Annotated in this window: 26 protein-coding genes, 1 pseudogene and 1 riboswitch; of the genes and pseudogenes, 12 read left to right on the forward strand and 15 right to left on the reverse strand. The window is 63.2% G+C overall.

The genetic code is table 11. From position 1 onward, the window contains the following. Window positions 1-94: 94 nt before the first annotated feature. Window positions 95-499, reverse strand: coding sequence for a hypothetical protein (locus GPL20_RS27935; protein WP_157333698.1), 405 nt, complete (start codon window positions 497-499; stop codon window positions 95-97). Between the two features lie 155 nt (window positions 500-654). On the opposite strand from GPL20_RS27935, the gene GPL20_RS27940 reads away from it, so the two are divergent. After that, window positions 655-885, forward strand: coding sequence for a hypothetical protein (locus GPL20_RS27940; RefSeq protein WP_157333700.1), 231 nt, complete (start codon window positions 655-657; stop codon window positions 883-885). Between the two features lie 256 nt (window positions 886-1,141). Here the strand turns inward: GPL20_RS27940 and GPL20_RS27945 are convergent, their stop codons facing one another. Continuing rightward, window positions 1,142-1,384, reverse strand: a complete 243-nt coding sequence (locus GPL20_RS27945; protein WP_167533248.1) for a PilZ domain-containing protein — start codon at window positions 1,382-1,384, stop codon at window positions 1,142-1,144. 184 nt (window positions 1,385-1,568) lie between these two features. Here GPL20_RS27945 and GPL20_RS27950 point away from each other — a divergent pair, with 184 nt between their 5' ends. After that, window positions 1,569-1,862 carry an HdeA family protein gene (locus GPL20_RS27950; RefSeq protein ID WP_167533249.1) on the forward strand — a complete coding sequence of 98 codons (294 nt, stop codon included), beginning with the start codon at window positions 1,569-1,571 and terminating at the stop codon, window positions 1,860-1,862. 125 nt (window positions 1,863-1,987) lie between these two features. Here the strand turns inward: GPL20_RS27950 and GPL20_RS27955 are convergent, their stop codons facing one another. After that, the gene (locus GPL20_RS27955; protein ID WP_157333706.1) at window positions 1,988-2,452 is read right to left on the reverse strand and encodes a PaaI family thioesterase; all 465 of its coding nucleotides are present in this window, start codon (window positions 2,450-2,452) and stop codon (window positions 1,988-1,990) included. Between the two features lie 365 nt (window positions 2,453-2,817). On the opposite strand from GPL20_RS27955, the gene GPL20_RS27960 reads away from it, so the two are divergent. Together GPL20_RS27960 and GPL20_RS27965 are read left to right on the forward strand one after the other, a co-directional pair. Further along, on the forward strand, window positions 2,818-3,114 hold the full coding sequence (locus GPL20_RS27960; RefSeq protein ID WP_157333708.1) for a hypothetical protein: 297 nt from the start codon (window positions 2,818-2,820) through the stop codon (window positions 3,112-3,114). A 104-nt stretch (window positions 3,115-3,218) separates the two neighbouring features. Beyond that, complete coding sequence (locus tag GPL20_RS27965; protein ID WP_157333710.1) at window positions 3,219-3,473, forward strand: hypothetical protein; 255 nt, start codon at window positions 3,219-3,221, stop codon at window positions 3,471-3,473. Between the two features lie 39 nt (window positions 3,474-3,512). Here GPL20_RS27965 and GPL20_RS27970 read toward each other — a convergent pair whose 3' ends face one another. Together GPL20_RS27970 and GPL20_RS27975 are read right to left on the reverse strand one after the other, a co-directional pair. Then, window positions 3,513-3,746, reverse strand: coding sequence for a DUF6894 family protein (locus tag GPL20_RS27970; RefSeq protein ID WP_157333712.1), 234 nt, complete (start codon window positions 3,744-3,746; stop codon window positions 3,513-3,515). 156 nt (window positions 3,747-3,902) lie between these two features. Then, window positions 3,903-4,091, reverse strand: a complete 189-nt coding sequence (locus GPL20_RS27975; RefSeq protein ID WP_157333714.1) for a hypothetical protein — start codon at window positions 4,089-4,091, stop codon at window positions 3,903-3,905. 342 nt (window positions 4,092-4,433) lie between these two features. Here GPL20_RS27975 and GPL20_RS27980 point away from each other — a divergent pair, with 342 nt between their 5' ends. Then, window positions 4,434-4,673 (forward strand): DUF2798 domain-containing protein, encoded by a 240-nt coding sequence (locus GPL20_RS27980; protein WP_167533255.1) that lies wholly within the window; start codon window positions 4,434-4,436, stop codon window positions 4,671-4,673. Between the two features lie 975 nt (window positions 4,674-5,648). Here the strand turns inward: GPL20_RS27980 and GPL20_RS27990 are convergent. From GPL20_RS27990 to GPL20_RS28000, 3 genes are all read right to left on the reverse strand, one after another. Further along, entirely contained in the window at window positions 5,649-5,816 is a 168-nt protein-coding gene (locus tag GPL20_RS27990) for a hypothetical protein (RefSeq protein ID WP_167533250.1), read from the reverse strand. Window positions 5,817-6,318: 502 nt separating this feature from the next. Then, window positions 6,319-6,582: a PepSY domain-containing protein gene (locus GPL20_RS27995; protein ID WP_157333720.1), complete on the reverse strand. Its 264-nt coding sequence runs from the start codon at window positions 6,580-6,582 to the stop codon at window positions 6,319-6,321. Window positions 6,583-6,981: 399 nt separating this feature from the next. After that, window positions 6,982-7,161, reverse strand: coding sequence for a hypothetical protein (locus tag GPL20_RS28000; protein WP_157333721.1), 180 nt, complete (start codon window positions 7,159-7,161; stop codon window positions 6,982-6,984). A 701-nt stretch (window positions 7,162-7,862) separates the two neighbouring features. Between GPL20_RS28000 and GPL20_RS28005 the strand changes: the two genes are divergently transcribed. Beyond that, window positions 7,863-8,969 (forward strand): P63C domain-containing protein, encoded by a 1,107-nt coding sequence (locus tag GPL20_RS28005; RefSeq protein WP_157333723.1) that lies wholly within the window; start codon window positions 7,863-7,865, stop codon window positions 8,967-8,969. A 41-nt stretch (window positions 8,970-9,010) separates the two neighbouring features. Here GPL20_RS28005 and GPL20_RS28010 read toward each other — a convergent pair whose 3' ends face one another. Beyond that, window positions 9,011-9,310, reverse strand: coding sequence for a hypothetical protein (locus GPL20_RS28010; RefSeq protein WP_157333725.1), 300 nt, complete (start codon window positions 9,308-9,310; stop codon window positions 9,011-9,013). Between the two features lie 170 nt (window positions 9,311-9,480). Between GPL20_RS28010 and GPL20_RS28015 the strand changes: the two are divergent. Then, a pseudogene (locus GPL20_RS28015) lies at window positions 9,481-10,359 on the forward strand (IS1595 family transposase). Window positions 10,360-10,379: 20 nt separating this feature from the next. On the opposite strand, the gene GPL20_RS28020 reads toward GPL20_RS28015, so the two are convergent. Continuing rightward, the gene (locus tag GPL20_RS28020; RefSeq protein ID WP_157333727.1) at window positions 10,380-11,375 is read right to left on the reverse strand and encodes a hypothetical protein; all 996 of its coding nucleotides are present in this window, start codon (window positions 11,373-11,375) and stop codon (window positions 10,380-10,382) included. Window positions 11,376-11,682: 307 nt separating this feature from the next. Between GPL20_RS28020 and recA the strand changes: the two genes are divergently transcribed. Next, on the forward strand, window positions 11,683-12,771 hold the full coding sequence (recA, locus tag GPL20_RS28025) for a recombinase RecA (protein WP_157333729.1): 1,089 nt from the start codon (window positions 11,683-11,685) through the stop codon (window positions 12,769-12,771). An 8-nt stretch (window positions 12,772-12,779) separates the two neighbouring features. Further along, the gene (locus tag GPL20_RS28030; RefSeq protein ID WP_309143236.1) at window positions 12,780-13,934 is read left to right on the forward strand and encodes a hypothetical protein; all 1,155 of its coding nucleotides are present in this window, start codon (window positions 12,780-12,782) and stop codon (window positions 13,932-13,934) included. 106 nt (window positions 13,935-14,040) lie between these two features. Here the strand turns inward: GPL20_RS28030 and gcvP are convergent, their stop codons facing one another. The 3 genes from gcvP to gcvT are packed head-to-tail and all read right to left on the reverse strand — an operon-like array spanning window position 14,041 to window position 18,455. Beyond that, window positions 14,041-16,908 (reverse strand): aminomethyl-transferring glycine dehydrogenase, encoded by a 2,868-nt coding sequence (gcvP, locus tag GPL20_RS28035; protein ID WP_157333731.1) that lies wholly within the window; start codon window positions 16,906-16,908, stop codon window positions 14,041-14,043. 19 nt (window positions 16,909-16,927) lie between these two features. Further along, window positions 16,928-17,296 (reverse strand): glycine cleavage system protein GcvH, encoded by a 369-nt coding sequence (gcvH, locus tag GPL20_RS28040; protein ID WP_157333733.1) that lies wholly within the window; start codon window positions 17,294-17,296, stop codon window positions 16,928-16,930. Window positions 17,297-17,306: 10 nt separating this feature from the next. Further along, on the reverse strand, window positions 17,307-18,455 hold the full coding sequence (gene gcvT / locus GPL20_RS28045) for a glycine cleavage system aminomethyltransferase GcvT (protein WP_167533256.1): 1,149 nt from the start codon (window positions 18,453-18,455) through the stop codon (window positions 17,307-17,309). A 146-nt stretch (window positions 18,456-18,601) separates the two neighbouring features. After that, a riboswitch (glycine riboswitch) is annotated at window positions 18,602-18,692 on the reverse strand. 223 nt (window positions 18,693-18,915) lie between these two features. Here gcvT and alaS point away from each other — a divergent pair. After that, window positions 18,916-21,594 carry an alanine--tRNA ligase gene (gene alaS, locus GPL20_RS28050; protein WP_167533251.1) on the forward strand — a complete coding sequence of 893 codons (2,679 nt, stop codon included), beginning with the start codon at window positions 18,916-18,918 and terminating at the stop codon, window positions 21,592-21,594. Window positions 21,595-21,600: 6 nt separating this feature from the next. Beyond that, window positions 21,601-22,827: a cyclic nucleotide-gated ion channel gene (locus GPL20_RS28055; RefSeq protein WP_157333739.1), complete on the forward strand. Its 1,227-nt coding sequence runs from the start codon at window positions 21,601-21,603 to the stop codon at window positions 22,825-22,827. 4 nt (window positions 22,828-22,831) lie between these two features. On the opposite strand, the gene GPL20_RS28060 is transcribed toward GPL20_RS28055, so the two are convergent. After that, window positions 22,832-23,332, reverse strand: coding sequence for a DUF3455 domain-containing protein (locus GPL20_RS28060; RefSeq protein ID WP_157333741.1), 501 nt, complete (start codon window positions 23,330-23,332; stop codon window positions 22,832-22,834). 119 nt (window positions 23,333-23,451) lie between these two features. Beyond that, entirely contained in the window at window positions 23,452-24,666 is a 1,215-nt protein-coding gene (locus tag GPL20_RS28065) for an NADP-dependent isocitrate dehydrogenase (RefSeq protein WP_157333743.1), read from the reverse strand. A 340-nt stretch (window positions 24,667-25,006) separates the two neighbouring features. Here GPL20_RS28065 and GPL20_RS28070 point away from each other — a divergent pair, with 340 nt between their 5' ends. Further along, window positions 25,007-26,206, forward strand: coding sequence for a TrmJ/YjtD family RNA methyltransferase (locus tag GPL20_RS28070; protein WP_157333745.1), 1,200 nt, complete (start codon window positions 25,007-25,009; stop codon window positions 26,204-26,206). Window positions 26,207-26,217 lie beyond the last annotated feature (11 nt).

Genomic DNA, 26,217 nt, shown 5'->3' on the forward strand with positions numbered 1-26,217 from the left:
GCCCTCGGCGGTAACAAGAAGGGGAGGCCGTGATCGTTCCCGGCCGCAATGCTGGTTTTTCCCGGAACCGGGCCGTCATTCGGGCTATTTGTTCCTACATCGGCTCGTAAATCTCGGTCCCGCAGATGTCGTCGGCTTCTGCGCGCCGGCGATCGACGACTTTTCCACCTGCTATCGTCACGATGTAGGTCTGGTTGCCCAGCGCCGTCCCCGTCGCTGAGGTGAGTTGCGCGCGGACGCAGGCTGTCCAGCCCGGACCACGCACCTCCCGATGGGGCGGGGCGACATGCACCTCGCGCGGATAGGAGGTGTTGAGGAAGACGACGTCGATCTGCTCGCGAACCACGCGCTTGACGTCGGGGGCCGGCTCGGGCGGCGGCTGCTCGGCCTCCTTCATGCGCATGAACTCGGGCACCGGCGCGCGGCTGTCGGCAAAGCCGCAGGCACCGAGCGCGAGCGCGCCGGCAAGAAGCGCCGCATGAGCAATGATCCGCAACATCCGTGAAGGTCCCCCCGCGGGCCAACAGATAGGTACGAACACGATCGGGCCGAGTCCCGGCCGATCAAGATTTGCTGAAGACTTGGAACCCGCGGTGTTTGCTATTACGGGATTGGGGGCTGGTTTTTATCGCCAGGAATAGGGGGATTGCGCCAATGCGGATTTTGGTCATGGCGGCTGCGGTGCTGGCGCTGGCGGCTGGCTCGGCCGAGGCGCAGATGGGCGCTGGCAGCAGGCGTCACGCCAACGACGCCAAGCCCGACAACAAGCCCAAGGTCGACGAGAAGGCGTACAAGGCCGCGCTCGAGCGCATTCCCGACCCGAAGGAAAAGTACGATCCGTGGAGCGGGGCTCGGCCGAGCGAACCTGCCAAGAAGTCGAAATAGAGCCCGACCCGCCCGCGATATCCCGCTGGCCTCGTCGCGCTGCTATTGCTGTCGGCGCGCTCGCCCGAGACGATGCGGCGATTCAAATTCCGGACGATGCCGCTGTTCGCCGAACGCAGCCTGACGTTCCGCTCGCCCTTCGACGAGGTGATGGCGCTCGAGATCGCTACCCTGCGATGGCGGCGTAGACGTCATATGGACCAAGCATGACGCCGCGTTGTGTACGTGGTGCGAACAACCGTTCACATCGCGCGCGCTATTGCACGAAGGCGAGACCGATGCGCTTGTCACTGCGCCAAACGGCGCGGCAATTCCGCACGAAATTGTCGCGCGAAATCGACAGCGTGAACGATTGCGGCAATGTGGCGGGGCCTTCGAGGTCGATCGCCGCGCCGCCTGCCGACATGTTTCGCACCGTACAAGCGATGCCGCTGCCTTCGAAGGTGATCGTTCCACCCTTGAAAACACGGTGACGCTGCGTCGCGCGCTTCTCGATCATTCCCGTTAATCCATGACGACGATTGTGAAGTAACGCATAGAAATTACGTTGAACTAAACTCAATACTGGCGCTAGTTACGCATCGCTTCAGACATCGTTTACGACGTTGAAGCGGATCGTCACTTCCCGCCGACTTTCCCCACAAGCCTTTCCTTTATGGCGTTTCGCGCCGATGGAGATACTGATGAAGACCACGCTTTCGCTTCTGTTCGCCGCAGCGCTCTCGCTGTCGTCGATGCCCGCCCACGCCGTCAAGTGGGACCTCTCGACCATGAGCTGCAAGCAGTTCCTCGAGAGCGGCGAAGACAACATCCAGGTCGTGCTGACCTGGATGGACGGCTGGTACAAGGGCGACGAGGACAACGCGATCATCGACACCGACGTGTTCATCGAGAACGCCAAGAAGTTCGGTGCCTATTGCGGAAAGAATCCGAACGTCAGCATCGTCACCGCGGCCGACGAAGTGCTCGGCAAATAACTTTGGAAGCGCGCCGGCCGAAGCGCAATTGCAATCGTGCTTCGGTCCCTCGCTTCGATAGGATCGTCATCGAGAGCCGCGGCGGGCTTTTCGCTTCCGCGGCTCCCCTTGTTTTCGGATGACGTTCACCCCGGCAGCATTGCAAACGCGCTCGACACCATCGCCACCGGTTTGTTGTCGGAGGCCGAGAGCAGCGTGACGCGGCCGAAGCTCATGGTGCGCCCGAGCCGCACCACGCGGGCGTCGGCGAGCACGTCCGATGACGAGACCGCCCGCATGAAGTGCGTGGTCTGGTCGACCGTGGTCATCGGGCGATAGCCGCGATTGGCGGCGAAGATCGCGATCACCATCGCGGTGTCGGCGAACGCCATCAGCGCCTGGCCGCACACCACGCCGCCGTTCCGGCACAGCCGTTCCGAAAACGGCATGCGCAGCAGCGCGCCCGGCTGCCAGTCCGGCGCATCCGCCGGCTGTGCGTGCTCGATGCGCTCGACCGAGAGGCCGAGATCCTGGACCCAGGGGGCAAAGACCTCGCCGAGGATGCGTCTGGCCTCAGTGATGCCGAACTCGGCTTCTGGCTGCGATGGCATTGCTGTCGTTTCCTCCATTGTTGCCGGATGTTTCGGCCATTGTGCGCGCATCGGCGTGGCAAAGTCACCCTGTCTCGCGCCGGTCCCGTCGGCTTGAAAATGCCCGACTTCCCCCGATATGATGCCTCGCTTGAGTACGGGTGGATGATGTTGCGTCGATGTGTCGTGGTGTTTTGTTTGGCTGCGCTCGGCCTCGCGCTGGGCGGGTGCACCAGATGCGGACCAATCTGGGACGACTGGCTTCACGCGCCGAAATCGTGCAGATCGGATCGGCTCTAGCCGGCCATGCGGCCCTGAGCGGGCCGTTGATGGGGATGACATGGCGCGGGCGATCCGCGTCACCATGGATGATCAAGGAGTAGATGATGAAGCTTTTCCGTATGGCGGCGGTGCTGGCCGTGCTGGCGGGACCGGTCTATGCGCAAATGCCCAACATCAATTTGATGCAGGACGCCCCGAGCAAGACGGCAGAGGAGAAGGCCGCGGACGCCGAGCGTGAGAAGGCCTACAAGGAAACGCTGAAGAAGATTCCGGACGCGAAAGCGGCCAACGATCCCTGGGGCGGCATGCGCTCCGATCCGCCGAAGCAGCCGGCTGCGCCGAAGGCGTCGGCCGCAACCAGCGCGCCCAAGAAGACCAAGAACGGCACGGCTGCCAACTGACCCTTCGCTCCCGTCCGAGGCGGCAAAGACGCCTCCGGACAGGACTCCTCTTCATCCCGCCGCTCCCTACATGTTCGGGAGTGTTTGCGTAAAGGAGGACGGAGATGGCCGATCGTCCGCGGGATCTCGCCGAGCGGATGGCGCGCCGGCGCAAGATGGGCGGCAAGCCGGGCGAAACCACCGGCGACGGCTATCTGCGCGAGACCTTCACCCTGCCGCGCGCGGCGGCGCGGGCGAGGGCGCAGGCCTTCTTCGCCCGCTACCCCAAGGCCGGCTATATGAGCGAGGTCGAGGCCTGGCGCGAACTGCCTGGCGGTGACATCGAGTTCACCATGCGACGACTGCCCAGCGCGGACTAGGTCCGGGGCTTCATCTGAGGCTTGGATCCAGGGGCCTTGCTAATCGAGGGATTCCGCGACGATGCGGATCCGGAACACCGGCTCCTTGGTCTCGTCCAGCAACTCCATGTGCCATTCGGAATTTTCCTGGAGCTTGCGGGCGATGCCGGCGGCCATGTCGGCACAGACGCTGGTCATCTCCTTCCACGCCGAATCGCGATCGGCAAACTCCGTCGCCTGGTCGGCGCAGCCGGAATAGCGGCCGTTCCGGATTTGAAAGAAATAGAGCGGCATGGCTCGCACCGATCGCGTGATGGCCTCGTCCCCAAGGCCCCGGGCGCGCGCAGTCCAATCCCAAATCACGGGCAGATCAATTCCGGGCGGCTACGGACTACGCCGCTGGCGCCCCGCGGAAGGCGCCATGATGCAGCCGATCTCAGTCCGGCCGGTTCAGGCCGTTTTCCGTCCTATGGCCTTCAGCTCCCGATCGATGCGCAGTTGCACCCGCCGGATCGCCAACAGATCGATCTTCGTTTCGGTCTTGCCCGTCTTGATCTTCTCGCCGATGCGGAACTGCCATTGCCAGACTCCCGGACTCGCCGTCTTGGCGACAGTGAACTCGACGCCCCTGTGATTCATGGTCACCTCCACGATTCACCTTCGATGACTGCAAGACATGTTGGGCGTCATCATATTCCGGCGGCAAGTGAAATTTGCCGATAAGTCTTGGATAGCTCACGGAAATCCCGGAAGCGCACGCAGCCCGAAACAAACGAAGACAAAATTCGAAAGATTGCGGTGGCGCGATGCGGGACATCGCCGCTGCGCCGCTCTGGGCGATGCAGGCGGGCAACTCCAGGAACTCTGTTCTTGGCCGGAGAACCACGGAGCAGGACATTGGCTTCGGCGATGGCCCGTCTCCATGCGAACGGCGGCATGTGCCTTGCTTGGCTTGATGACGGCAAGCAACATGGGCGCATCATGCTCGGCATTCCCCGCCGCTACTCTCATTTCGTCTTCGGTGTCATCCAGTCGGGCCTGACCTCGCTGATCGCGGCGGGGATCGCCAGCTTTCCCGCGGGAAGCATCATGCTCTTCGTTCGGCACTGGATGGTGTCGTGGCTGATCGCATGGGCCGCGATGCTGCCCGTCGTGCTGCTCGCGGCGCCCGCGATCCGTGCTTTCGCACTGCGTCTGACGCAGGAGGAGGGGGCTCCGTGAACCGGCCGGCTAGCATGAAAAAAGCCCGCCTGGGGAGAGCCGGGCGGGCTGAAGGTTATTGGAGGCTGAGGTGCTGGGCTGCAACACCATAGCCAAGCGACCCTAGCCGCCGCGGCTTACGCCGGCCTGACACGCGGATCGTGTCCGGGGCCGGCCAACCCCGCAAACAGAAAACCCCGCTCGGAGGGAGCGGGGTCGTCGGCTGGGTATGGAGGTCGGTGTTGGTCCACCGGCGCGGCGAGCTTAGGAGAGTCGGCTTACAAGCGCCTGACACCGGCTGCGAGAGCGCATCGCCAAGGCCGCAGACTGGCCCCGCACCGGTCCCAATTTGGCCACCCGAGCGCACCACTGGAGACACACCTGCAGGCGAGATTCCCTTTGTCCGGTGCAAGCCATGGGGGAACGTGGCGCACGGGCAACGGGGTGGCATCATGGATAACGTAGAGCGGTCATTTGCCGCCGCGACGGCGGCTGGCTTTGTTGTGCTGGTAATCGGGCTCGTGCTGCTGGCGGTGCTGTAGGGCGGGCCGGCGCCCGGAAGACGGCCCCGCCGCGTCCAGGAGCACACGTGCCGGGTGGCGCCACGGGTGCGGCCCTGTGTCTTTCAAAAAGTGCAAAACAACCCCATGCACAGTAGGCTGCCGGGGGATTTCGCTGCTTGATCAATGGCTTATTTGCGGTGCTTGGATACCTTTAGCCGCCTGATCCGCCTCCAGGTCGCGTGCATCCCGACGCGCGAGCCGGGAACCCGCGCAACGATCAGGATAGGTCGCTGCCGGCGACCGCCTTCGGCGTCAGGCTCCGCGCAACCTGAGGTATGGCACGCTGCCGCCCATTGCCGCCGCTTCGGTCAGATCCAATTCGTGCTGACGGGCTAAAGCGCGACGAGATTGGGATGAGTCGTCATCGCGCTTTAGGTTGCTGTTTGAGCATGATCTTTTCGGAAAACCGCTGCGCACTTTTCCGGATCATGCTTTAGTGGACCTTGATCCGGTCCAGGGGAAGGTGGAGCTCGGCGGCACGCTCCTGCCGATCCTTCTTGCGGAACTCGTTTTCCTTCCGCTCGAACTTGACCATCTCCTCGTGCGCCGCCTCCAGCAAAAAATTACGCCGGGCTGTTTCTTCGCGCGTGTTGTCCGTCATGATCCAGCTCCCCATTGTTGCGGTCCCCCATCCCCGGAGAAAGCGGACACCGCAAAAAGGTTCGATGCCGCAGGATTGCGGAATTATGACGGCACGCGACTTGCGCATCGTTGATGCGCGTCATGTTCGAATGATGAGAGAGGCTGCGCGCAACCGGCCCAACAACAGCCGCACCGCCAATCAGGACGTTCTGCGGCGTCTCGCTTGCAGCCAACCGACGACCGCCGGCGGCACGCAGAATCCGGCGACAACCAGCACGGCCCCCCAATTCCGCGAGAGGGCAAGCACGTGGGCCGCGCCTGCCGACACAACGAAACCGCTGGCCGCCGCCATCCATTGCGATGGCGTGAAGTCCGGCCCCTTGTTGATCGGCAAACGCATGGGCACCTGCGGAGGGAATCAGGGCATCATGATCCCATCGGCAGGTTTGGCAATCTGCTTTCGATCGCCGGCAACGCGACGGAAAGATCGGAGGCCGCCGATCGAGGCGGCCTTGCCGCGCTCAGCGATCGGGCCTTGTCGACATGATCTCTCCGGTCTTGGGGTCGGCGTAGAACTTCACCCTCTTGCCGTCCTTGATGCCTTCGCCTTCCCATCGGCCGTCGTCGGCTTCGATTTTGCTGACCAGCGTGAAGCCCGACTTGAGAACTTTCTCGAGGACTTGCTGGATCGGCATCCAATCCGCCCCCGGCAGGTCGGCATGCGCGACATTGACCGAGCCCGCCGACAGAACCACCGCGAGAACGACAGGGACAATCCTTTTCATGCGGAATCTCCTTGCGGCTGGGGAGTGCCCAGTTTCGTAGGGTCGCGGAATTCGGACACTCCCGAATTCAACCCAGGTCGCCCTAGGACGAATACGGACAGCACCCAAATCAGCGTGCTGCCGCGCCGCTGTCGCTGAAGGCCGGAGTGATGAGAGTGAATGAGGCCCGCCCGCGGAGGCGCGGCTTCACTTGTTGGAATCAATCTCGTTCTGAGATAACTCGCCGCGCTTGCCTAGAAATGTCGACGGTCTTGGAAGCGCCAGGGCGGCTTTCGCTTCGTCGATGCTTTGCCGTGCGCGCTGCAACAGCTCGGCATCGATCTCGTGGATTGGCCGAAAAATCAGGTCCTTTGGGGATCGCTGTCTCATGGTGACCTCCAGCCAAAAACAATTGGCGACCTATTTTAGTTTCCTTATCTCCCGCCTAAATGCAAATCGCATTTCCTGCGCGCGCAGTTCCTTCGCGCAGACCGCGTGCACCTCGCGGGTCTGCTCCACGACCGTTCGGCTGCGCTCGATGGCCCGGTCAGCCGCGTCCAACAGCTGCAGTGTTTCGTCGCTCAAAGGCTGCTGAGCCATAGGCTGCTCCCCTCGCTATGCAGGCGGGAGCACTCTCGGTCTCTCAGCCACCGACGCCCACGGGCAGAGCCTTGGCCGGTGATGGCGACTAAACTGCCACCGATCCGTATTGTTCAAAAGTGAACTTAGGACTCCAAGCAAAAGCGGATGGGAACACCCACGGTGCTGTCGTACTCAGGACCTTCATTAAATTCGACTTCGGACGCCATTGATTCACAAATGCGATAGTCGGAACAGCGATAACCGGGAAAAATAGGCAAACCGGGGAGGCGCAGGTCATTTCATTTCGTAAATTTTTGAAACCCGGAAAAGGGGCCGCTGTCGCAAAGCAGCGGCCCTTAGCTTTGACATCGCAAAGATGGAATTGGGACAGGAACATTGAAGCGATTGCCAAGTTTTCCCGGTGCCCTTCCCCAAGGGTGACCCCGATTGGCCCCAGCTCCAATGCCCCCCAAATATCCCCGCGAGCTGGGGCCATTTTTTCTGGAGGCCTTAGGCAGGCATCGCGCGTCCATCGCCGAAACTCGCCCATGTGCTATCGGGATGGCAGTAGGTGCCCCGCCAGCCGAAAGGCCGGTGGGGCGTTTGCTTGTCTGTGTCTGAGCAACCATGCCGATCGCCAAGCAATATGCTTAGCATATGCTAAGCATATTGCTTGGCGACTTTCCCTGTGCTATATGTCAAGCATCAGGAGGATGAGCATGGACGAGGATCGCTTTAGCGAGGCTGGTAAGAAGGGCGGCGAGGCTCGCGCAGCAGCGCTGACTGACGATGAACGTAGTGACATTGCGCGGAAAGCTGCCGCTGCGAGATGGAATAAGACGCCTCCGGAGCCGGAAGAATCCGTCGAGCGCGATACGGAAGAAGTGCTCGAGCCCGTGCCCGCGATGCCGATCGCCAGATGGCGCGGGAGCCTCAACATCGTGGGGCTTGAGGTGCCTTGTTACGTTCTCGACGATGGCCGCAAGATCATTGGCCGCACATCCGCTACCGAACTTCTGACTGGCATTAAGGGGGGCGGAGCGCTCGAGAAATACATTGCCGTTCGAGCGCTAGAACCTTTTATAAACAAGGACTTAGTTCTCGAGAGATTTGTGCCGTTCCGGCTGCTGGAAGTCGAGGGGCTTGAGCGGGCGGTAAAGGGATTGCCCGCCGATCTCATGATTGACGTCTGCCAAGGTTTTGTGGCTGCGCTTCAATCGTCCCTAGACCCATCCCGAGACTCGAGCCAGCCGAAACTGACCGACCGCCAGATGCAGATGGCGATGAAGGCAAGCATATTTCTGTCTGCTTGCGCGAAAGTCGGCCTCGAGGCGCTGATCGATGAAGCCACTGGCTATCAGTACGAGCGCGCAGAAGATGCGCTCCAGGTAAAGTTGCGAGCCTTCATAGCAGATGAATTGCGAGCTTGGGAGAAGACATTCCCCGATGAGCTATGGGTTGAATTTGGTCGGCTGACGGGCTGGCAGGGAAGCCTCAACAGCCGTCCAAAGTGGTGGGGCAAACTGGTTATTGAGTTGATCTATGACACGCTTGATCCAGATGTTGCGGAATATCTGAAGAACAATAGACCGCCGCCGGGAGTGCGCTGGCATCGCCAACTGACGGAGAATATCGGCGTGAGAGCGTTGGTTTCTCGCTGCTACGAAGTGATCGGCATGGCGAAGGAATGCCATGATATGAGGGAGTTGCGAGATAAGGTTGCGCGCCACTATGGCCGGCAGGTTGTGCAATTCTCGCTGTCGCTTCCGCCGCCCTCGAGTGCGGGTGAAACGCCAACCACGAAGCCGCCTTGGCGTCGCATCTGAAATGAAAGAGGCCGCCAACTGAGGCGGCCCCTTCTTGTTGTTCAGTTGGATGCGGTCTCGTTAGTAGGCTGCCAGCCCGCTTCTTCAACCGCCTTTGCCAGATCAAGAGCGTTACGAAGCCTGATTGCTTCGGGATGCCCCATTTCTGAGAAGGCCGTAATGGCAGCCGCCACATCCAGCCAACGTAGATTTACCCCGAAGTCGCTCGTGCGCTCGTACCCGCGCCCGAAGTGTAGAAAGTTGACCCGCACCTGTTTGTGGGCAGGCTCCGTATTGTCGATCTTATAGAATTCGTTGCGCGACTTTGCCTTGTAGCTTTTTCCGTATCGAAGCAGTTCCACGCTCGCCTCCGCGATTGATTAACGAATAGTAAGTCATGGCGAGACGGGTTCCGTTCAAGTCAAACTAGGCCACGGAGGCTGGAAACAGGACAGCACCCCGGATATATACCCTCTAGACATGTAGAACATTCCGGGGTAAGAGATGTATATTCTCCGGAGAGGTTGTACCCATGGCCCAGAAGCCCTCAAAAATTCGAGAGTTTCAGAAGCGTTTCCCGGACGAAGATAGCTGCCTGACCCACCTGATGCGGACTCGGTTTGGCGAACGGTTCACCTGCTTCAAGTGCCAGAAGGAGGCAACCTATTTCCGCGTGAAAGCGCGCCGCTCGTTCGAGTGCGAACACTGCGGCTATCAGGTCTATCCGACCGCTGGCACGCCGTTTGAGAAGACCCGCACCAGCCTCCGTGACTGGTTCTACGTCATGTTCCTGTTCTGCGAGACGCGGAACGGCGTGGCGGCCAAGGAAGTCGAGCGCCAGCTAGGCGTGACCTACAAGACCGCGTGGCGCATGTGCCACCTGATCCGCCTCTACATGGGCTATGTCGATGGCGACGCTCCGATGGGCGGCCCCGGTAAGGCCGTCGAAGTGGACGAGACGTTCATTGGCGGCAAGGACAAGCAGGGCAAGGACGACAAAGCGATTGTCATGGGCATCGTTGAGCGGGGCGGTGATGTTGTGACCCGAGTCGTGCAGGCTCGCTCCAAGTCCCATATCGTTCCGCACATCGTGCGCTTCGTGAGGGATGGCTCTCGCGTCCACACTGACGAGGCGTCAAACTTCAAGCTGCTGAAAGAGAAATACGGCTACGATCACGAAGCCGTCGATCATTCTGCCAAAGAATATGTGCGCGGCGACGTTCACACCAACTCAATCGAGACGTTCTAGTCTCAGGTGAAGCGCGGGATCAACGGGACCTACGTTTGGGTTTCGAAGAAGCACTTGCAGCTTTACCTTCGCGAGTTCGAGTATCGCCATAACTTGCGCCGCCAGCCTGCATTGATGTTCGAGCTTTTGTTGCAGGCTTTTCCCTGGGTACGGGTTGAGTGATCATCGCCTGCAATAATTGGTCAAAGCGCCTGTTCCAAACGTTTTTTGCCATCTTCTATTTTCCTTTCAACCAAGGAATGTATTTGTTGGCATGCCGCTACATATTTTTGAAATCCAGTACCAAGGTCTGCCATCACGGCGGACATTCGCTGGGTCGCAACCGTCAGATCATGGGTCACTCCTACATATCGCTGGACCATCGAGTCTACTGTGTTTCGCTGTATTTGCAGGCCTTCTCCAACCGCAACGATGTTCGTATGCACCGATATGCGGAGATTCTCTAAGACGTTTATATCTTCCTGTGTCCGCGGATCAGCGCGATCGACAAATGGCATTGTGCATTCCAGGTAGACTGGAACCAAGGCGCGTATGATGTCAGAAAATTCAGCTACCCGATCTGAATATGCATCGAGATGGCCAGCCAAAATTTTTACGGCCTCTCGCTTTTTTGAAGAATCCTTCGCCGAACTAATGCGTTTGCTGCTCTTTTCAGTAAGCTTCGTCAGCTCGTTGGTTCTCGCGGTTAGTAAATCAAAGATAATCTTGACGTCATCGATTGCTCGTTGAGAGTCAGCTTCGTGATCCAAAAAGCCGCGCTGCATTAGGCCTTTAGGAAACAAGTATCGTTCCTCAAGTATGACGATCATCTTGTCTTTTTTCGGCCTGTCTCTGCCGGATTCTATACCCTCCAATTTGTCTGCGCGTGCTTTCTGGGCTTCGAAAAGTACGACGGGTTCGTTTAGCAGCCTGACAAGAAAGGCCACCATCCAAGTAACAACGAATGCGCCCAACGCGCCGATGAACGTATCGATAATCGGCCAGCCAGTCGTCATCTCGGAGAACCCGAGTCGCTTGGCCAGTGTCGGGGAGAATGCGCCAAAAAGCCCGATAATCGCGGTACCAAATGCCGAGATGGCGGGGTTCCCAAACACCCACTGCCAGTCATTTGCGAATGTCGAATTGCCTCCGGCCGCCGTCCGGACGCAGCGCCACCAGAAACCGAAAAATCGACGCATATCTGCCTCCGCCCCAAACTTACTCTAGGGATAGTTGTGGCAGACGAAGATGTACCTGATCTAGAGTACATGTTCTAAGGGTATATATATCTTTCAGCCTAGTCTGTTCGAGCTATGCCTGCCGAGAACAAATTAGGACAATCTGAAATTCAACTTAGGACACGGAGGGTTAAATACGGACAGTACCCGACCCTCGAAAAGAACGTATTGCGAACCTAGAACAAATGGGGTACATTGCTTTTATCGCCGGCCCGCCTCTCAATCGTTTGTCCCCCTAGCGAATCCTCGCCATAAGGAGCACGACCCAATGTCCGCCACTGCCCTGCGTATCGTCGAAGGATCTTCCATGGACAAGAGTAAAGCCCTGGCTGCCGCGCTCTCTCAGATCGAGCGCCAGTTCGGCAAGGGATCGGTGATGAAGCTCGGCAAGAGCGACCGCTCCATGGACATCGAGGCGGTGTCCTCGGGCTCGCTCGGGCTCGATATCGCGCTCGGCATCGGCGGCCTGCCCAAGGGGCGCATCGTCGAGATCTACGGGCCGGAATCATCAGGCAAGACCACGCTGGCGCTGCATACGGTGGCGGAAGCGCAGAAGAAGGGCGGCATCTGCGCCTTCATCGACGCCGAGCACGCGCTCGACCCGGTCTATGCGCGCAAGCTCGGCGTCAACATCGACGAGCTGCTGATCTCGCAGCCCGACACCGGCGAGCAGGCGCTGGAAATCTGTGACACGCTGGTGCGCTCGGGTGCGGTCGACGTGATGGTGATCGACTCGGTTGCGGCCCTGGTGCCGAAGGCCGAGCTCGAAGGCGAGATGGGCGATGCGCTGCCGGGACTTCAAGCGCGGTTGATGAGCCAGGCGCTGCGCAAGCTGACGGCCTCCATCAACAAGTCCAACACCATGGTGATCTTCATCAACCAGATCCGCATGAAGATCGGTGTGATGTACGGCTCGCCCGAGACCACGACCGGCGGCAACGCGCTGAAATTCTACGCCTCCGTCCGCCTCGACATCCGCCGCATCGGCGCGATCAAGGAGCGCGACGAAGTGGTCGGCAACACCACGCGCGTGAAGGTGGTGAAGAACAAGCTGGCGCCGCCCTTCAAGCAGGTCGAGTTCGACATCATGTACGGCGAAGGCGTCTCCAAGATGGGCGAGATCCTCGACCTCGGCGTCAAGGCCGGCATCGTCGAGAAGTCCGGCGCCTGGTTCTCCTATGACAGCCAGCGCCTCGGCCAGGGCCGCGAGAACGCGAAAGCGTTTTTGAAGGCCAACCCCGACATCACCGCCAAGATCGAAACCTCGATCCGCCAGAACTCCGGCCTGATCGCAGAGCAGATTCTCGCCGGCACGCCGGAGCGCGATGCCGACGGCGAGGAGCCGGCGGAGGAGTAAGCTTCAGGTTGTTGTTTGAGCATGATCTGATCGGAAAACCGCTGCACACTTTTCCGGATCATGCTCCAGAGTTTTCGCGAGGAGCGGGCGCTGAGGACGTTGAGTTGCCGACGTCTTCGGCGCCCGCTTCGTTTTTGGGTGGGGCGGGCGCGTTCGCGATGAAGCGTATAATCCTGACCAGTTCGTCCGGTGTTGGTCTTGCCCATGCGGATCGCGCCGACATGGTGGTCCCGTTTATTTTTCGTTTTGTGTCGGGGCCGCTTCCGTCGGCTGAACACCTCAACGGCTATCTCTGCGGACGCGGGCCCAGGATTTACGAGGAGGTTTGCTGGTCTGATTGTGTCCGCCAATTGCCCTATGTGAGGCGCGAGGATCGGTGCGGTGCATTGCTCTGGTTCTGCGAGGCTTACGGGGTCGAGCTCATCGAACTGTGGTTCGACCCTGAACCAAATAGTCAACTGCAGTTGATCTGGATCCTCGACTACCTGCGTTCCGAGCCATCCGTCGCGGAGAGTCTGAGATTGCGACGTGTCGATTTCGAATTGCGCGGAGCAGATCCCGCGGGGCTCCGTCATCGTGACGTGCGTGAGCTCGATGTTGCGGAGAGCGACCTGGAGATCGCCAGCATGGCCTGGGAGGCCTACCGCGCGCCGACGCCCGAACTCTGTTTCGGCCTGCTCGACAGGCCGCTCGGCAAGCTGTGTTTCCTGAAACCGGCGATGGAAGACCTGCTCGCGGAGCTGCCGTCACCGACAACGGGGCTGGGAGCGACCGAGACGCGGCTTCTCGAACTGATCGCGCGAGGACACGATCGTACCGATGAGCTGTTTCGGCCGGGCGCGCTTGGAACGCGCGTGTTCGATCAGTGGGAGTTGGGCGCGCTGCTCGAAGGGCTCGCATCCGGTCCGGCGCCGGCGATTGCGGGGCTGGATGGCAAGCTCGCGACGCTCGATCCGGACAATGCGCGCGGTCGTAACGCGGCCTTCCGCCGGAGCCGGCTGTCACTGACGGCGTTTGGCCAAGCGGCTCTGGCAGGCCGCGAGGATTTCCGTCGGCACAACCCGATTCGTCGCTGGTGGGGCGGCACGCTTCTCACCAACGAACGGCTCTGGCGGTGGGATGCGCAAAGTCGTTCGCTGGTGGCGGACTGTAGGGTGGGTTAGCGCAGCGTAACCCACCTCTTCTGTTTCTGAGGCGACAGACGTGGTGGGTTACGCCCAGCGGACTGCGGTTTGCGCAGTCGCAGGGCTAACCCACCCTACGAATCCGCTACTCCGCGGCTTCCGCGTAATCGCTCACCGGCGGACAGGAGCACACGAGGTTACGGTCGCCATAGACGTTGTCGACGCGGCCCACCGGGCTCCAATATTTGTCGGTGCGCGAGGTGCCCGCGGGGAAGCAGCCCTCGGCGCGCGTATAGGCGCGATTCCATGCATCGTCGGCGATGTCGTGCACGGTGTGCGGGGCGTTGCGCAGCGGGGATGCCGCGATCTCAAAGCGGCCGGCCTCGACCTCGGCAATTTCTTTCCGGATCGCGATCATGGCGTCGCAGAAGCGATCCAGCTCCGCCTTCGATTCCGATTCGGTCGGCTCGATCATCAGTGTGCCCGGCACCGGGAAGCTCATCGTGGGCGCGTGGAAGCCGTAGTCGATCAGGCGCTTGGCGATGTCGTCGACGGTGACGCCGCTCGTCGTCTTCAGCGGACGGGGATCGACGATGCACTCATGCGCGATGCGGCCCTTGGCGTTCTTGTAGAGCACGGGGAAGTGCGGATCGAGGCGCGCGGCGATGTAGTTGGCGTTGAGGATCGCGATCTCGGTGGCGCGCTTCAATCCTTCGCCGCCCATCATCAAAATGTAGATGTAGGAGATGGTGAGGATCGAGGCCGAGCCGAACGGCGCGGCCGAGACCGGGCCGACCGGGGAATCTGCCTGCGTCGCCGGATGACCCGGCAGGAACGGCGCGAGATGCGCTTTCACGCCGATCGGGCCCATGCCGGGGCCGCCGCCGCCATGCGGGATGCAGAAGGTCTTGTGCAGGTTGAGATGGCTGACATCGGCGCCGTAGTCACCGGGCCTGCTAAGGCCGACCTGCGCGTTGAGGTTGGCGCCGTCCAGATACACCTGGCCGCCATGGTCGTGGACGATGTCGCAGATCTCGCGGATGTGCTCCTCGAACACGCCGTGCGTCGAGGGATAGGTGATCATGACGGCGGCGAGATCGCTCGAATGCTTCTCCGCCTTGGCGCGGAGATCGTTGACGTCGACGTCGCCGTTCTTCTCGCAGGCGACCACCACCACGTCCATGCCGACCATCGCGGCCGAAGCCGGGTTGGTGCCGTGAGCGGAGGAGGGGATCAGACAGATCTTGCGACGGCTCTCTCCACGCGCGGCATGATAGCCGCGGATCGCGAGCAAGCCGGCATATTCGCCCTGCGCGCCGGAGTTCGGCTGGAGCGAGATTGCGTCATAACCGGTGATGTCGCACAGCCACTTTTCCAGCCGCGCGAACAGCGCGTGATAGCCTTTGGCCTGCTCGCGCGGGACGAACGGGTGCAACGAGCCGAACTCCGGCCAGGTCAGCGGCATCATCTCGGTGGTCGCGTTCAGCTTCATCGTGCAGGAGCCAAGCGGAATCATCGCGCGGTCGAGCGCGAGGTCGCGGTCTGAGAGCTTGCGCATGTAGCGCAGCATCTCGGTCTCCGAGCGATGCGCGTTGAAGACGGGATGGGTGAGGAAGGCGGTCGCGCGCTTCAGCGCCTCCGGCAGCGCCTCGCGCGTGGTCGCGTCGATCTCGGCATAGGCAAGCTGGCCGCCGAAGGCGCGCCAGACTGCTTCCACCGTCGCCGGCGTCGTGGTCTCGTCGAGCGCGATGCGCAGCGCCGTGTCACTGATGCCGAGATTGATCTTCTCGGCCGCGGCGCGCGCGACGATCTCGGCGCGCTTGGCGCCGGCATCGACGCTGAGCGTATCGAAGAAGCTCTCGGACTGCAGCGCGAAGCCGAGCTTGCGCAGTCCCGCGGCGAGCACGGCGGTGCGCCGATGCACATTGCGCGCGATCTGCGCAAGCCCCTCGGGTCCGTGATAGACCGCATACATCGAGGCGATCACGGCGAGCAGCACCTGCGCGGTGCAGATGTTGGAGGTCGCCTTCTCGCGGCGGATGTGCTGCTCGCGGGTCTGGAGTGCGAGGCGATAGGCAGGCATTCCGCGCGTATCGACGGACAGGCCGACGATGCGGCCGGGCAGCGAGCGCTTCAGCGCATCGCGCACCGCCATATAGGCCGCGTGCGGTCCGCCATAACCCATCGGCACGCCGAAGCGCTGCGCCGAGCCGATCGCGATGTCGGCGCCGAGTTCGCCGGGCGAGGCGAGCAGCGTCAGTGCCAGCAGATCGGCGGCAACGATCGCGAGCGCACCCTTGGCGCGCAGCGTCGCGATCGCCGGCCTGAGGTCGCGCACCGCGCCCGATGAGCCCGGATATTGCAGCAGCGCACCAAGCACGTCGGCCTTGTCGAGATCGGTGAGGGGATCGCCGACGATCAAATTCCAGCCCAGCGGCTCGGCGCGGGTGCGCATCACAGCCAGCGTCTGCGGGTGCACGTCCTTGTCGACGAAGAAGGCCTTCGCCTTGACCTGCGAGTGCCGCTCGGCGAGCGCCATGGCTTCGGCCGCCGCGGTCGCCTCATCCAGCAGCGAGGCGTTGGCAACGTCGAGCCCGGTGAGATCGCAGATCATGGTCTGGAAATTGAGCAGCGCCTCCAGCCGGCCCTGGCTGATCTCGGGCTGGTAGGGCGTGTACGCCGTGTACCAGGCCGGATTCTCCAAAATGTTGCGCTGGATTACCGCGGGCAGGATCGTGCCGGAATAGCCTTGGCCGATCAGCGAGGTGAAGACCTGGTTCTGGGCGGCGAGCTCGCCCATATGCGCGATCGCCTCGGTCTCGCTGAGCGGCTTGCCGAGATCGAGCGGGGCGGTCTGCCGGATCGAGGCCGGCAGCGTCTCCGCCATCAGCGCATCGACGCTCTTGGCGCTGACGGCCTCCAGCATTGCGGCGACATCGCGCGCCGACGGGCCGATATGGCGGCGAACGAACGTGGCGGCGGCGTCGCCGTTGGATTTGCGGTGCGCGGTCATCGCTTGCTCCATTGTTCTCTCAGGCCGTGTGTGCCTTGTAGGCGGCTTCGTCCATGAGGCCGCCGAGCTCGCTCTTGTCGGCAATCTTGATCTTGAAGAACCAGGCCGCGCCTTGCGCATCCGAATTCACCAGCGCGGGCTCGCTGGCGAGCGCGGCGTTGGTCTCGAGCACTTCGCCTGAGATCGGCGCGTAGACGTCGGAGGCGGCCTTCACCGATTCCACCACGGCGGCGGCTTCCGCCTTCTTCAGCGTGCGGCCGATCTTGGGCAGTTCGACGAACACGACGTCGCCGAGCTGGGACTGCGCGTAGTCGGTGATCCCTACGGTGGCGACGTCGCCCTCGATGGCCAGCCATTCATGGTCGGAGGTGTACAGCGTCGTGGTCATTGTCGAGTCCTCAGCGTTTGTAGGTGTTTTTCACGAAGGGCATGGCGGCGACTTGAACGGCCAGGCGCTGGCCGCGCACTTCGGCGAAGAGTTTTGTGCCGAGCGCGCTCGATGCGGTGGGCACATAGCCCATCGCGACCGGTGCATTCAGGCTCGGGCCGAACCCGCCCGAGGTGACCTTTCCGATCGGCTCGCCTGCGGCCGCGTCCGCAAACAGCAGCGCGCCCTCGCGCACCGGCGCGCGGCCCTCGGCGCGCAGGCCGATGCGGCGGCGGGATGCGCCGTGATCGAAGTGAGCGAGGATTCTATCTGCGCCGGGAAAGCCGCCGGCGCGCGCCCCGCCCGTGCGGCGGCTCTTCTGCACCGACCATTCCAGCGCGGCTTCAACCGGCGTGGTCTCGGTGTCGATGTCGTGGCCGTAGAGGCAGAGTCCGGCTTCCAGCCGCAGGCTGTCGCGGGCGCCCAGGCCGATCGGCATCACGTCCGGGTTTTCGAGCAGCGTCTTTGCGAGGCGTTCGGCGTCGGCGGCAGCGACCGAGATCTCGAATCCGTCCTCGCCGGTGTAGCCCGAGCGCGAGACGAAACAGGCGAGGCCGGCAACCTCGTGCGGGCCGGCGTCCATGAACTTCATGGCCGGCGCCGCTGCACAGAATTTCGCCAGCACCGCTTCCGCCTTCGGGCCCTGGAGCGCGATCAGCGCCCGGCCTTCCAGCTGCTCGATGACGCAGTCGTCCGAGAGGTGGGCGCGTAGATGCGCCTCGTCGGCGTCCTTGCAGGCGGCGTTGACGACCAGGAACAGGTGATCGCCGAAATTGGCGACCATCAGGTCGTCCAGGATGCCGCCATCAACATTGGTGAACTGGGCGTAGCGCTGCCGTCCCGGCGCAATCGCCACGATATCCTGCGGCACCAGCCGCTCCAGTGCGCGGGCAGCGTCGTCGACCTTGCCCGACTTGGGCCGGAGCGCGAGCTGGCCCATGTGGGAGACGTCGAACAGGCCCGCCGAGGCGCGCGTATGGAGGTGTTCCTTCAGTACGCCCGCGGGATATTGCACCGGCATGTCATAGCCGGCGAACGGCACCATCTTGCCGCCAAGGGACACGTGCAGGGCGTGGAGCGGGGTATGTCGGAGGGAATCTTGGTCGTCGCGCGCTAGCATCATGGGGCCCTCGGCGGTTCCCCAGAGACGATTCCCTGGGAGCAACCAGTCGAAGCCCCATCTGTCGCTGTGCCTGAGAGTATTATCCCGTCGGCGGGTGCCACCCAGGCTTTCGAGCCCGTCGGCGCCTCTTTCCAGATGTCGTCAAAGCCACGCGGTCCTTTTGCCTGAGAGTTTCCGGGGCGGTTGCTCCTTCGGCGCCGGCTGCCTAAAGCCGGTCTCTCCCGACGTGGCCGTACGATATAGATGGGTACAGACCACAGGCTGGCCAAGCCTGTCAACGCGAGGTTTACGCCTTATCAACCGGATTGAGCGCCTGCGGCAACCCTCTGATCTCTCTGCACAGTTTCTGGACAGCGAAGCTGGCCTTGTCTAAAAGCGCTGTGGCCCGCAGATATCAGCCTGAATGTTCTGGTTGGATGGCTAGAACGCGGGTCCAAGCACACCCGATTGGATGAACATGAGCGGCGTCAACGAGATCAGGTCGACCTTTCTGAACTTCTTTGCCGAGAACGGCCACGAGATCGTGCCGTCCTCGCCCCTCGTGCCGCGCAACGACCCGACCTTGATGTTCACCAATGCCGGCATGGTGCAGTTCAAGAACGTCTTCACCGGCGTCGAGAAGCGGCCCTATCAGCGCGCCACCACCTCGCAGAAATGCGTGCGTGCCGGCGGCAAGCACAACGACCTCGACAATGTCGGCTACACCGCGCGCCATCTCACCTTCTTCGAGATGCTCGGCAATTTCTCGTTCGGCGACTACTTCAAGGAGCGCGCGATCGAGCTCGCCTGGAAGCTCATCACCTCCGAGTTCGGGCTGAAGAAGGACAAGCTGCTCGTCACCGTCTACCACACCGACGACGAGGCGGCCGGCCTGTGGAAGAAGATCGCCGGCTTCTCCGACGACCGCATCATCCGCATCCCGACCTCGGACAATTTCTGGGCGATGGGCGACACCGGCCCGTGCGGACCGTGCTCGGAGATCTTCATCGATCGCGGCGAGCACATCTGGGGCGGGCCTCCGGGCTCGCCGGAGGAGGACGGCGACCGCTTCCTCGAGTTCTGGAACCTGGTGTTCATGCAGTTCGAACAGGTGACGAAGGAGGAGCGCCAGCCGCTGCCGCGTCCCTCGATCGACACCGGCATGGGCCTGGAGCGCATGGCCTGCATCCTCCAGGGCGTCGAGAGCGTGTTCGAGACCGACCTGTTCCGCAACCTGATCGATGCGACCTCGTCCGCGCTCGGCACCGGGCCGAACGAGCAGACCGTCGCCTCGTTCCGCGTCATCGCCGACCATTTGCGCTCCTCGGCCTTCCTCGTCTCCGACGGCGTCTTGCCCTCGAACGAGGGCCGCGGCTACGTGCTGCGCCGGATCATGCGCCGCGCGATGCGCCATGCGCAGCTGCTGGGTGCCAAGGAGCCCTTGATGCATCGCCTGGTCTGGGCGCTGGTGCGCGAGATGGGCCAGGCCTATCCCGAGCTGATGCGCGCGGAAAAGCTGATCGAGGAAACGCTGCGTCTGGAAGAAACCCGCTTCCGCAAGACGCTGTCGCGCGGCCTCGCCATCCTCGACGAGAAGTCGGCCTCCCTGAAGAAGGGCGACATGTTCGACGGCGACGTCGCCTTCACGCTCTACGACACCTATGGCTTCCCGCTGGACCTGACGCAGGACGCGCTGAAGTCGCGCGGCATCGGCGTCGATCAATCCGCCTTCGCCGACGCGATGGAGCGCCAGAAGGTCAAGGCGCGCGAGTCCTGGAAGGGGTCTGGCGAGGCGGCGTCCGAGGCGATCTGGTTCCCGCTGCGCGAGAAGCTCGGCGCCACCGAATTCCTGGGCTACGAGACCGAGAGCGCCGAGGGCGTCGTTGCGGCGCTGGTCAAGGACGGCAAGGAGGCTGACAGCCTCAAGGCCGGCGAGACCGGTGCGCTGGTGCTGAACCAGACGCCGTTCTATGCGGAGTCCGGCGGCCAGGTCGGCGACACCGGCGTGCTGTTAGGGGAGGGCGGCATCAAGGTCCGCATCACCGACACGCAGAAGAAGCTCGGCGATCTCTTCGTCCATATCGGCACGGTGGAGAGCGGCGAAGTCAAGCTCGGCACCGCGCTCCAGCTCGAGGTGGATCACGGACGGCGCTCCTCGATCCGCGCGCATCACTCGGCGACGCATCTCATCCATGAGGCGCTGCGCCAGGTGCTCGGCGACCACATCGCCCAGCGCGGCTCGCTGGTCGCGCCGGATCGTTTGCGGTTCGACTTCGTGCATCCAAAGCCGATCACGGCGGAGGAGCTGTCCCGCATCGAGGACATCGCCAACGACGTGGTGCTGGAGAACGACGAGGTCACGACGCGCATCATGGGCGTCGATGAAGCCCGCGAGGCCGGCGCACGCGCGTTGTTCGGCGAGAAGTATGGTGACGAGGTCCGCGTCGTCTCCATGGGCAGGACCGCGCGTGAGCGCGGCGCCAACGCGCTCGGTTGGTCGGTCGAGCTCTGCGGCGGCACCCATGTGAAGCGCACCGGCGACATCGGCCTGATCACGCTGACCGGCGAGAGCGCGGTCGCCTCCGGCGTGCGCCGCATCGAGGCGTTGACCGGCAACTATGCACGCAGGCACGCCAACGAGACCATGGCGCTGGCGAAGACGGCGGCGAACGAGCTGCGCACCTCGATCGACGACGTGCCGGCGCGCATCGCCGCGCTGATGGAGGAGCGCAAGAAGCTCGAGCGCGAGCTGTCCGATGCCCGCAAGAAGCTCGCGATGGGCGGCGGAACGTCGGTGGGCAACGGCGCTGCCGCAGGCGTGCGCGAGGTCGGCGACGTCAAGCTGATGGCGCGCGCGGTCGAGGGCATCGAGATGAAGGATCTCAAGAGTCTTGCCGATGACGGCAAGAAGCAGATCGGCTCGGGCGTCGTCGCCATCGTCGGCGTCACCGGGGACGGCAAGGCCGGTGTCGTGGTCGGCGTCACGCCGGACCTCATCGCGCGCTTCAATGCCGTGAATCTGGTCCGCATCGCCTCCGAAGCGCTCGGCGGCAAGGGCGGCGGCGGCCGGCCCGACATGGCGCAGGCCGGCGGTCCCGACGGCGCCAATGCGGCGGCGGCGCTCGCGGCGGTCGAAAAAGCGATGGCAGGCGCTTAAGTCACCATGCGCCTCGTTCCGCGAGGACGTGGCCTGCGCGATCCCAACTTACGGGATCGCCTCTACGAATTGCTGGAGCACGATCCGCTGGCCTACTCGGCCGGGTCGCGCTTCATCCAGATCATCATCGGCGTCATCGTGCTCGACGTCGCCGCGATGGTCCTTGCCTCGGTGCCGGATCTGGACGCGCAGTTCGGCGCGCTGTTCACGGTGGTCGCAAGCCTTGCCGTGGTCGTGTTCGCGCTGGAATATGCCGCGCGCCTGTGGACCGTGGCGGGACACACCCAGCGCGAGGCGTCCGCGCTGTCCGACCGGCTCGGCTACGTCTTCTCCGCACTCGGCATCATCGATCTCCTGGCGTTCCTGCCTGCGGGAATCGTGCTGGCCACGGGCCGCCACGCAACGCTGGCCGCGCTCGGCGTGCTGCCGTTCTTCAAGCTGATCCGCTACTCGCCGGCGATGCGCTCGCTGCTTGCCGCCGTGCATGCCGAGCGGCGGGCGCTGATCGGCTGCATCGTCATCCTGATCGGCGCGGTCCTGACCTTTGCCTCGCTGCTCTACGCCATCGAGCGCGACGTGCAGCCGGACAAGCTCGGCACCATTCCGCAGGCGATGTGGTGGGCGATCGTGACGCTCGGCACCGTCGGCTATGGCGACGTCGTGCCGGTGACGCCGCTCGGCAAGTTCATCTCGGTGTTCGCCATCATCAGCGGCTTCGCCATGATCGCGCTGCCAGTCGCGATCATCTCATCCGCCTTTGCCGAGGAGGTGAGGCGGCGCGATTTCGTCGTCACCTGGGGCATGCTGGCGCGGGTGCCGCTGTTCTCTCATCTGTCCGCCGCGGAGATCGCCGACATCATGCGACTGCTCCGCGCCCGCACCATCGAGCAGGGCGAGATATTGGTCCGACGTGGCGATGTCGCCTCGTCGATGTATTTCATCACCGCCGGCGAGGTCGAGATCGCGCTGCCGAGCCAGCAGGTGCGGCTTGCCGACGGCACCTTCTTCGGCGAGATCGCGCTGCTGCACAAGACAAAACGCAGCGGCACGGTGACGGCGACGCGCAAGACCCGGCTCTTGGTGCTCGACGCCCAAGATTTTCACGCCCTGATCGCGCGCATGCCGACGCTTGCCGCCCACGTCCGCACCACCGCCAAGGCGAGGCTGGCCGATAGCGGCGATCTCGCTGCGGCAGAGCTTGCTCAGGCGGAGCGTGAGGGCACGGACCGCTGAGCGATCAGCCCTTCTTCAGGAAGACATACTCCGCCGAGTAAGGCGCGCTCCTGAACTCGCCGGCCTTGTCACAAGAACCGTCGAGCTTGCCGCCATGGGTGTTGATGCGCTGGACGGTGGTGACGGGCGTAAGCACGCCGCTGCCGCGGCGGGAGGCGACCTCCAGCTTCAGCCAGGGGATATCGGCAGGCGTCGCGCCCGGCGCGTTGCCGATGGCCTTGCCGACGATGGCGCTGCCGTCGGTCAGCTCCCAACTCGGTCCGGCGTAATGCCGGCCGATCGTCTTGCCCTCGGAGAGGAGCGTCGCGATCGGCTCGCGGAAGGCCCAGGCGAGCTTGCCGTCGGCGGCGGCCTTGCACTCATAGACCTGCGCGCCCTCGGCGTGGACGCCGAGCACGATGGACTCGCCCGGAGCGGCGATGGCGTCGGGAAGCGGCTCGGCGGCAAATGCAGGCGTGCTCGTCAGCGCGAGGACCGCAAAGGCAAAACTCTTGAGCGTCGGCATGGTGCGTCCTCGAGGTCTCGTCATTGCGAGGAGCGAAGCGACGAAGCAATCCAGACTTTGCCCACGGAGGGATTCTGGATTGCTTCGCTGCGCTCGCAATGACGCGTGGAGCTGGCAGCTTACGCCGCCAGCTCCTTGGTCAGGTTTTCCGCGACCTTGTCGAGGAAGCCGGTGGTGGAGAGCCAGCGCTGGTCGGCGCCGACCAGGAGCGCGAGGTCCTTGGTCATGTAGCCGGCCTCGACGGTGTCGACGCAGACCTTCTCCAGCGTCGCCGCGAACTTGGCGAGCTCGGCGTTGTTGTCGAGCTTGGCGCGGTGCGACAGGCCGCGGGTCCAGGCGAAGATCGACGCGATCGAGTTGGTCGAGGTCTCCTTGCCCTTCTGGTGCTCGCGGTAGTGGCGGGTCACCGTGCCATGGGCGGCTTCCGCTTCCACGGTCTTGCCGTCGGGGGTGAGCAGCACCGAGGTCATCAGGCCGAGCGAGCCGTAGCCCTGCGCGACCGTGTCGGACTGCACGTCGCCGTCGTAGTTCTTGCAGGCCCAGACATAGCCGCCGGACCATTTCAGCGCCGAGGCCACCATGTCGTCGATCAGGCGGTGCTCGTAGGTCAGGCCCTTGGCGTCGAACTCCTTCTTGAACTCCTTGTCGAAGATCTCCTGGAAGATGTCCTTGAAGCGGCCGTCATAGACCTTCAGAATCGTGTTCTTGGTCGACAGGTAGACCGGATAGCCGCGCAGCAGGCCGTAGTTGAAGGAGGCGCGGGCGAAATCGATGATGGAGTCGTCGAGATTGTACATCTCCATGGCGACGCCGGCGCCGGGCGCCTTGAACACTTCCTTCTCGATCACGGTGCCGTCCTCGCCGACGAACTTCAGCGAGAGAATGCCCTTGCCCGGGAACTTGATGTCGGTGGCGCGGTACTGGTCGCCATAGGCGTGGCGGCCGATGATGATCGGCTTGGTCCAACCGGGAACGAGGCGCGGCACGTTCTTGCAGATGATCGGCTCACGGAAGATCACGCCGCCGAGGATGTTGCGGATGGTGCCGTTCGGCGACTTCCACATCTGCTTGAGGTTGAACTCCTTCACCCGGGCCTCGTCCGGGGTGATGGTGGCGCACTTGACGCCGACGCCGACCTTCTTGATCGCCTCGGCGGCGTCGATGGTGACCTGATCGTTGGTGTGGTCGCGGTATTCCATGCCCAGGTCGAAATAGAGCAGCTCGACATCCAGGAACGGGTTGATCAGCTTGTCCTTGATGTACTGCCAGATGATCCGGGTCATCTCGTCGCCATCGAGTTCGACGACGGGATTGGATACCTTGATTTTTGCCATGATCGGGGGAGCCTCTTGGGAACGGCGCTTTTGGCGCGCCACGGGAATATCCGCCGCCTCTTAGCACCGCCGCGCGGCGGGCGAAAGCCAAGGGATTATGCACTTTTAGCTCATCCAGCTTCCGCAGATGGGAAGCGGCGGCCGGTCCTCGGCCGGGGCCCGGGGTGACGTTCCCAGCGAGATTCAAAAGTCGAATCCAACCCGTTATTTCCCTTGAGAATTTCGTCAGGACAGGCAAACGACAGGCGAGCAGGACGGAGCCGGCCGGAACGGGCGGCTTGAATCAATTCCTGAGACGGCCTCTGCAAGGCCTTGAGAGACAGTGTGAAAGCGAAACGAGATGTCGGGGACTGACAAGAGCAAGGCGGGGCTTTCCCTCGACGGTCCCATCGTGATCCTGGTCGAGCCGCAGCTAGGAGAAAACATCGGCATGGCCGCGCGCGCCATGGGCAATTTTGCCCTGAGCCGCTTGCGCATCGTCAACCCCCGCGACGGCTGGCCCAACATCGCCGCCCAGCGGGCAGCGGCCGGCGCCGACCACATTCTGGAAAAGGTCGAATTGTTCGATACGGTCGAGCAGGCGATCGCCGATCTCGACCTGCTGTTCGCCACCACCGCCCGCGCCCATGACCAGGCCAAGCCGGTGGTCGGGCCGGAGGCGGCGGCAAGCGAGATCTCCGGTCACATCGCCACGGGGGGCAAGGCCGGTATCCTGTTCGGCCGAGAGCGCTGGGGCCTGACCAACGAGGAGGTCGGGCTCTCCAACCGCATCATCACCTTCCCGGTCAATCCGGGCTTTGCCTCGCTCAACCTCGCCCAGGCCGTGCTCTTGATCGGCTATGAATGGTTCAAGCTGGTGACGTTGGGCGAGCTGCCGCACGGCATGCCTGAGCGGTCCGAGCGCGCCTCGCAGCACCAGATGCAGGCCTTCTTCGACAACCTCGTGCGCGAGCTCGACAAGGTGGAATTCCTGCGCCCGGCCGAGAAGCGCGACACCATGCTGGTCAACCTGCGCAACATCTTCAGCCGCATGGAGCCGACCAAGCAGGACATGCACACCTTGCACGGGGTGGTGATGGCGATCGCGGAAGGGCGCAAGGGCCCGGCCAAGGGCGGCGTGCTCGACGGCGAGCAGGCGACGCGCCTGCGCGCGCTCCTGGCCGAGCACGGGCAGGGCGGCGGCGTGCCCGACAGCGGCTCGACCGTGCGCGGCCTCGCCCGCCTGCTTCGCCGCAACCCGACCGATGCCGAGCGCCTGCTGTGGCATGCGCTGACCCGCGACCGCCGCTTCGCAGGTGGGTTCAAGCGCCAGACCCCTGTGGGGCGCCACATTCCGGACTTCGTCTCGTTCTCGCACCGGATCGCGATCGAGCTGGTCAACCCGGGCGAGGGCGAGACCATCGCCGCCGACCGTGCCGGACGGCGGGCGTGGCTCGAGGCGCGGGACTATCGGGTGCTCGACATCCGCGCAGCGGATGTGGAGCGGGATCTGGAGGCGGAGCTGGTGCGGCTGCAGGGGATGATGGGGCAGGGCGCGTAGGTTTCGGGCTG

Source organism: Bradyrhizobium cajani (assembly GCF_009759665.1).
Lineage (GTDB): Bacteria > Pseudomonadota > Alphaproteobacteria > Rhizobiales > Xanthobacteraceae > Bradyrhizobium > Bradyrhizobium cajani.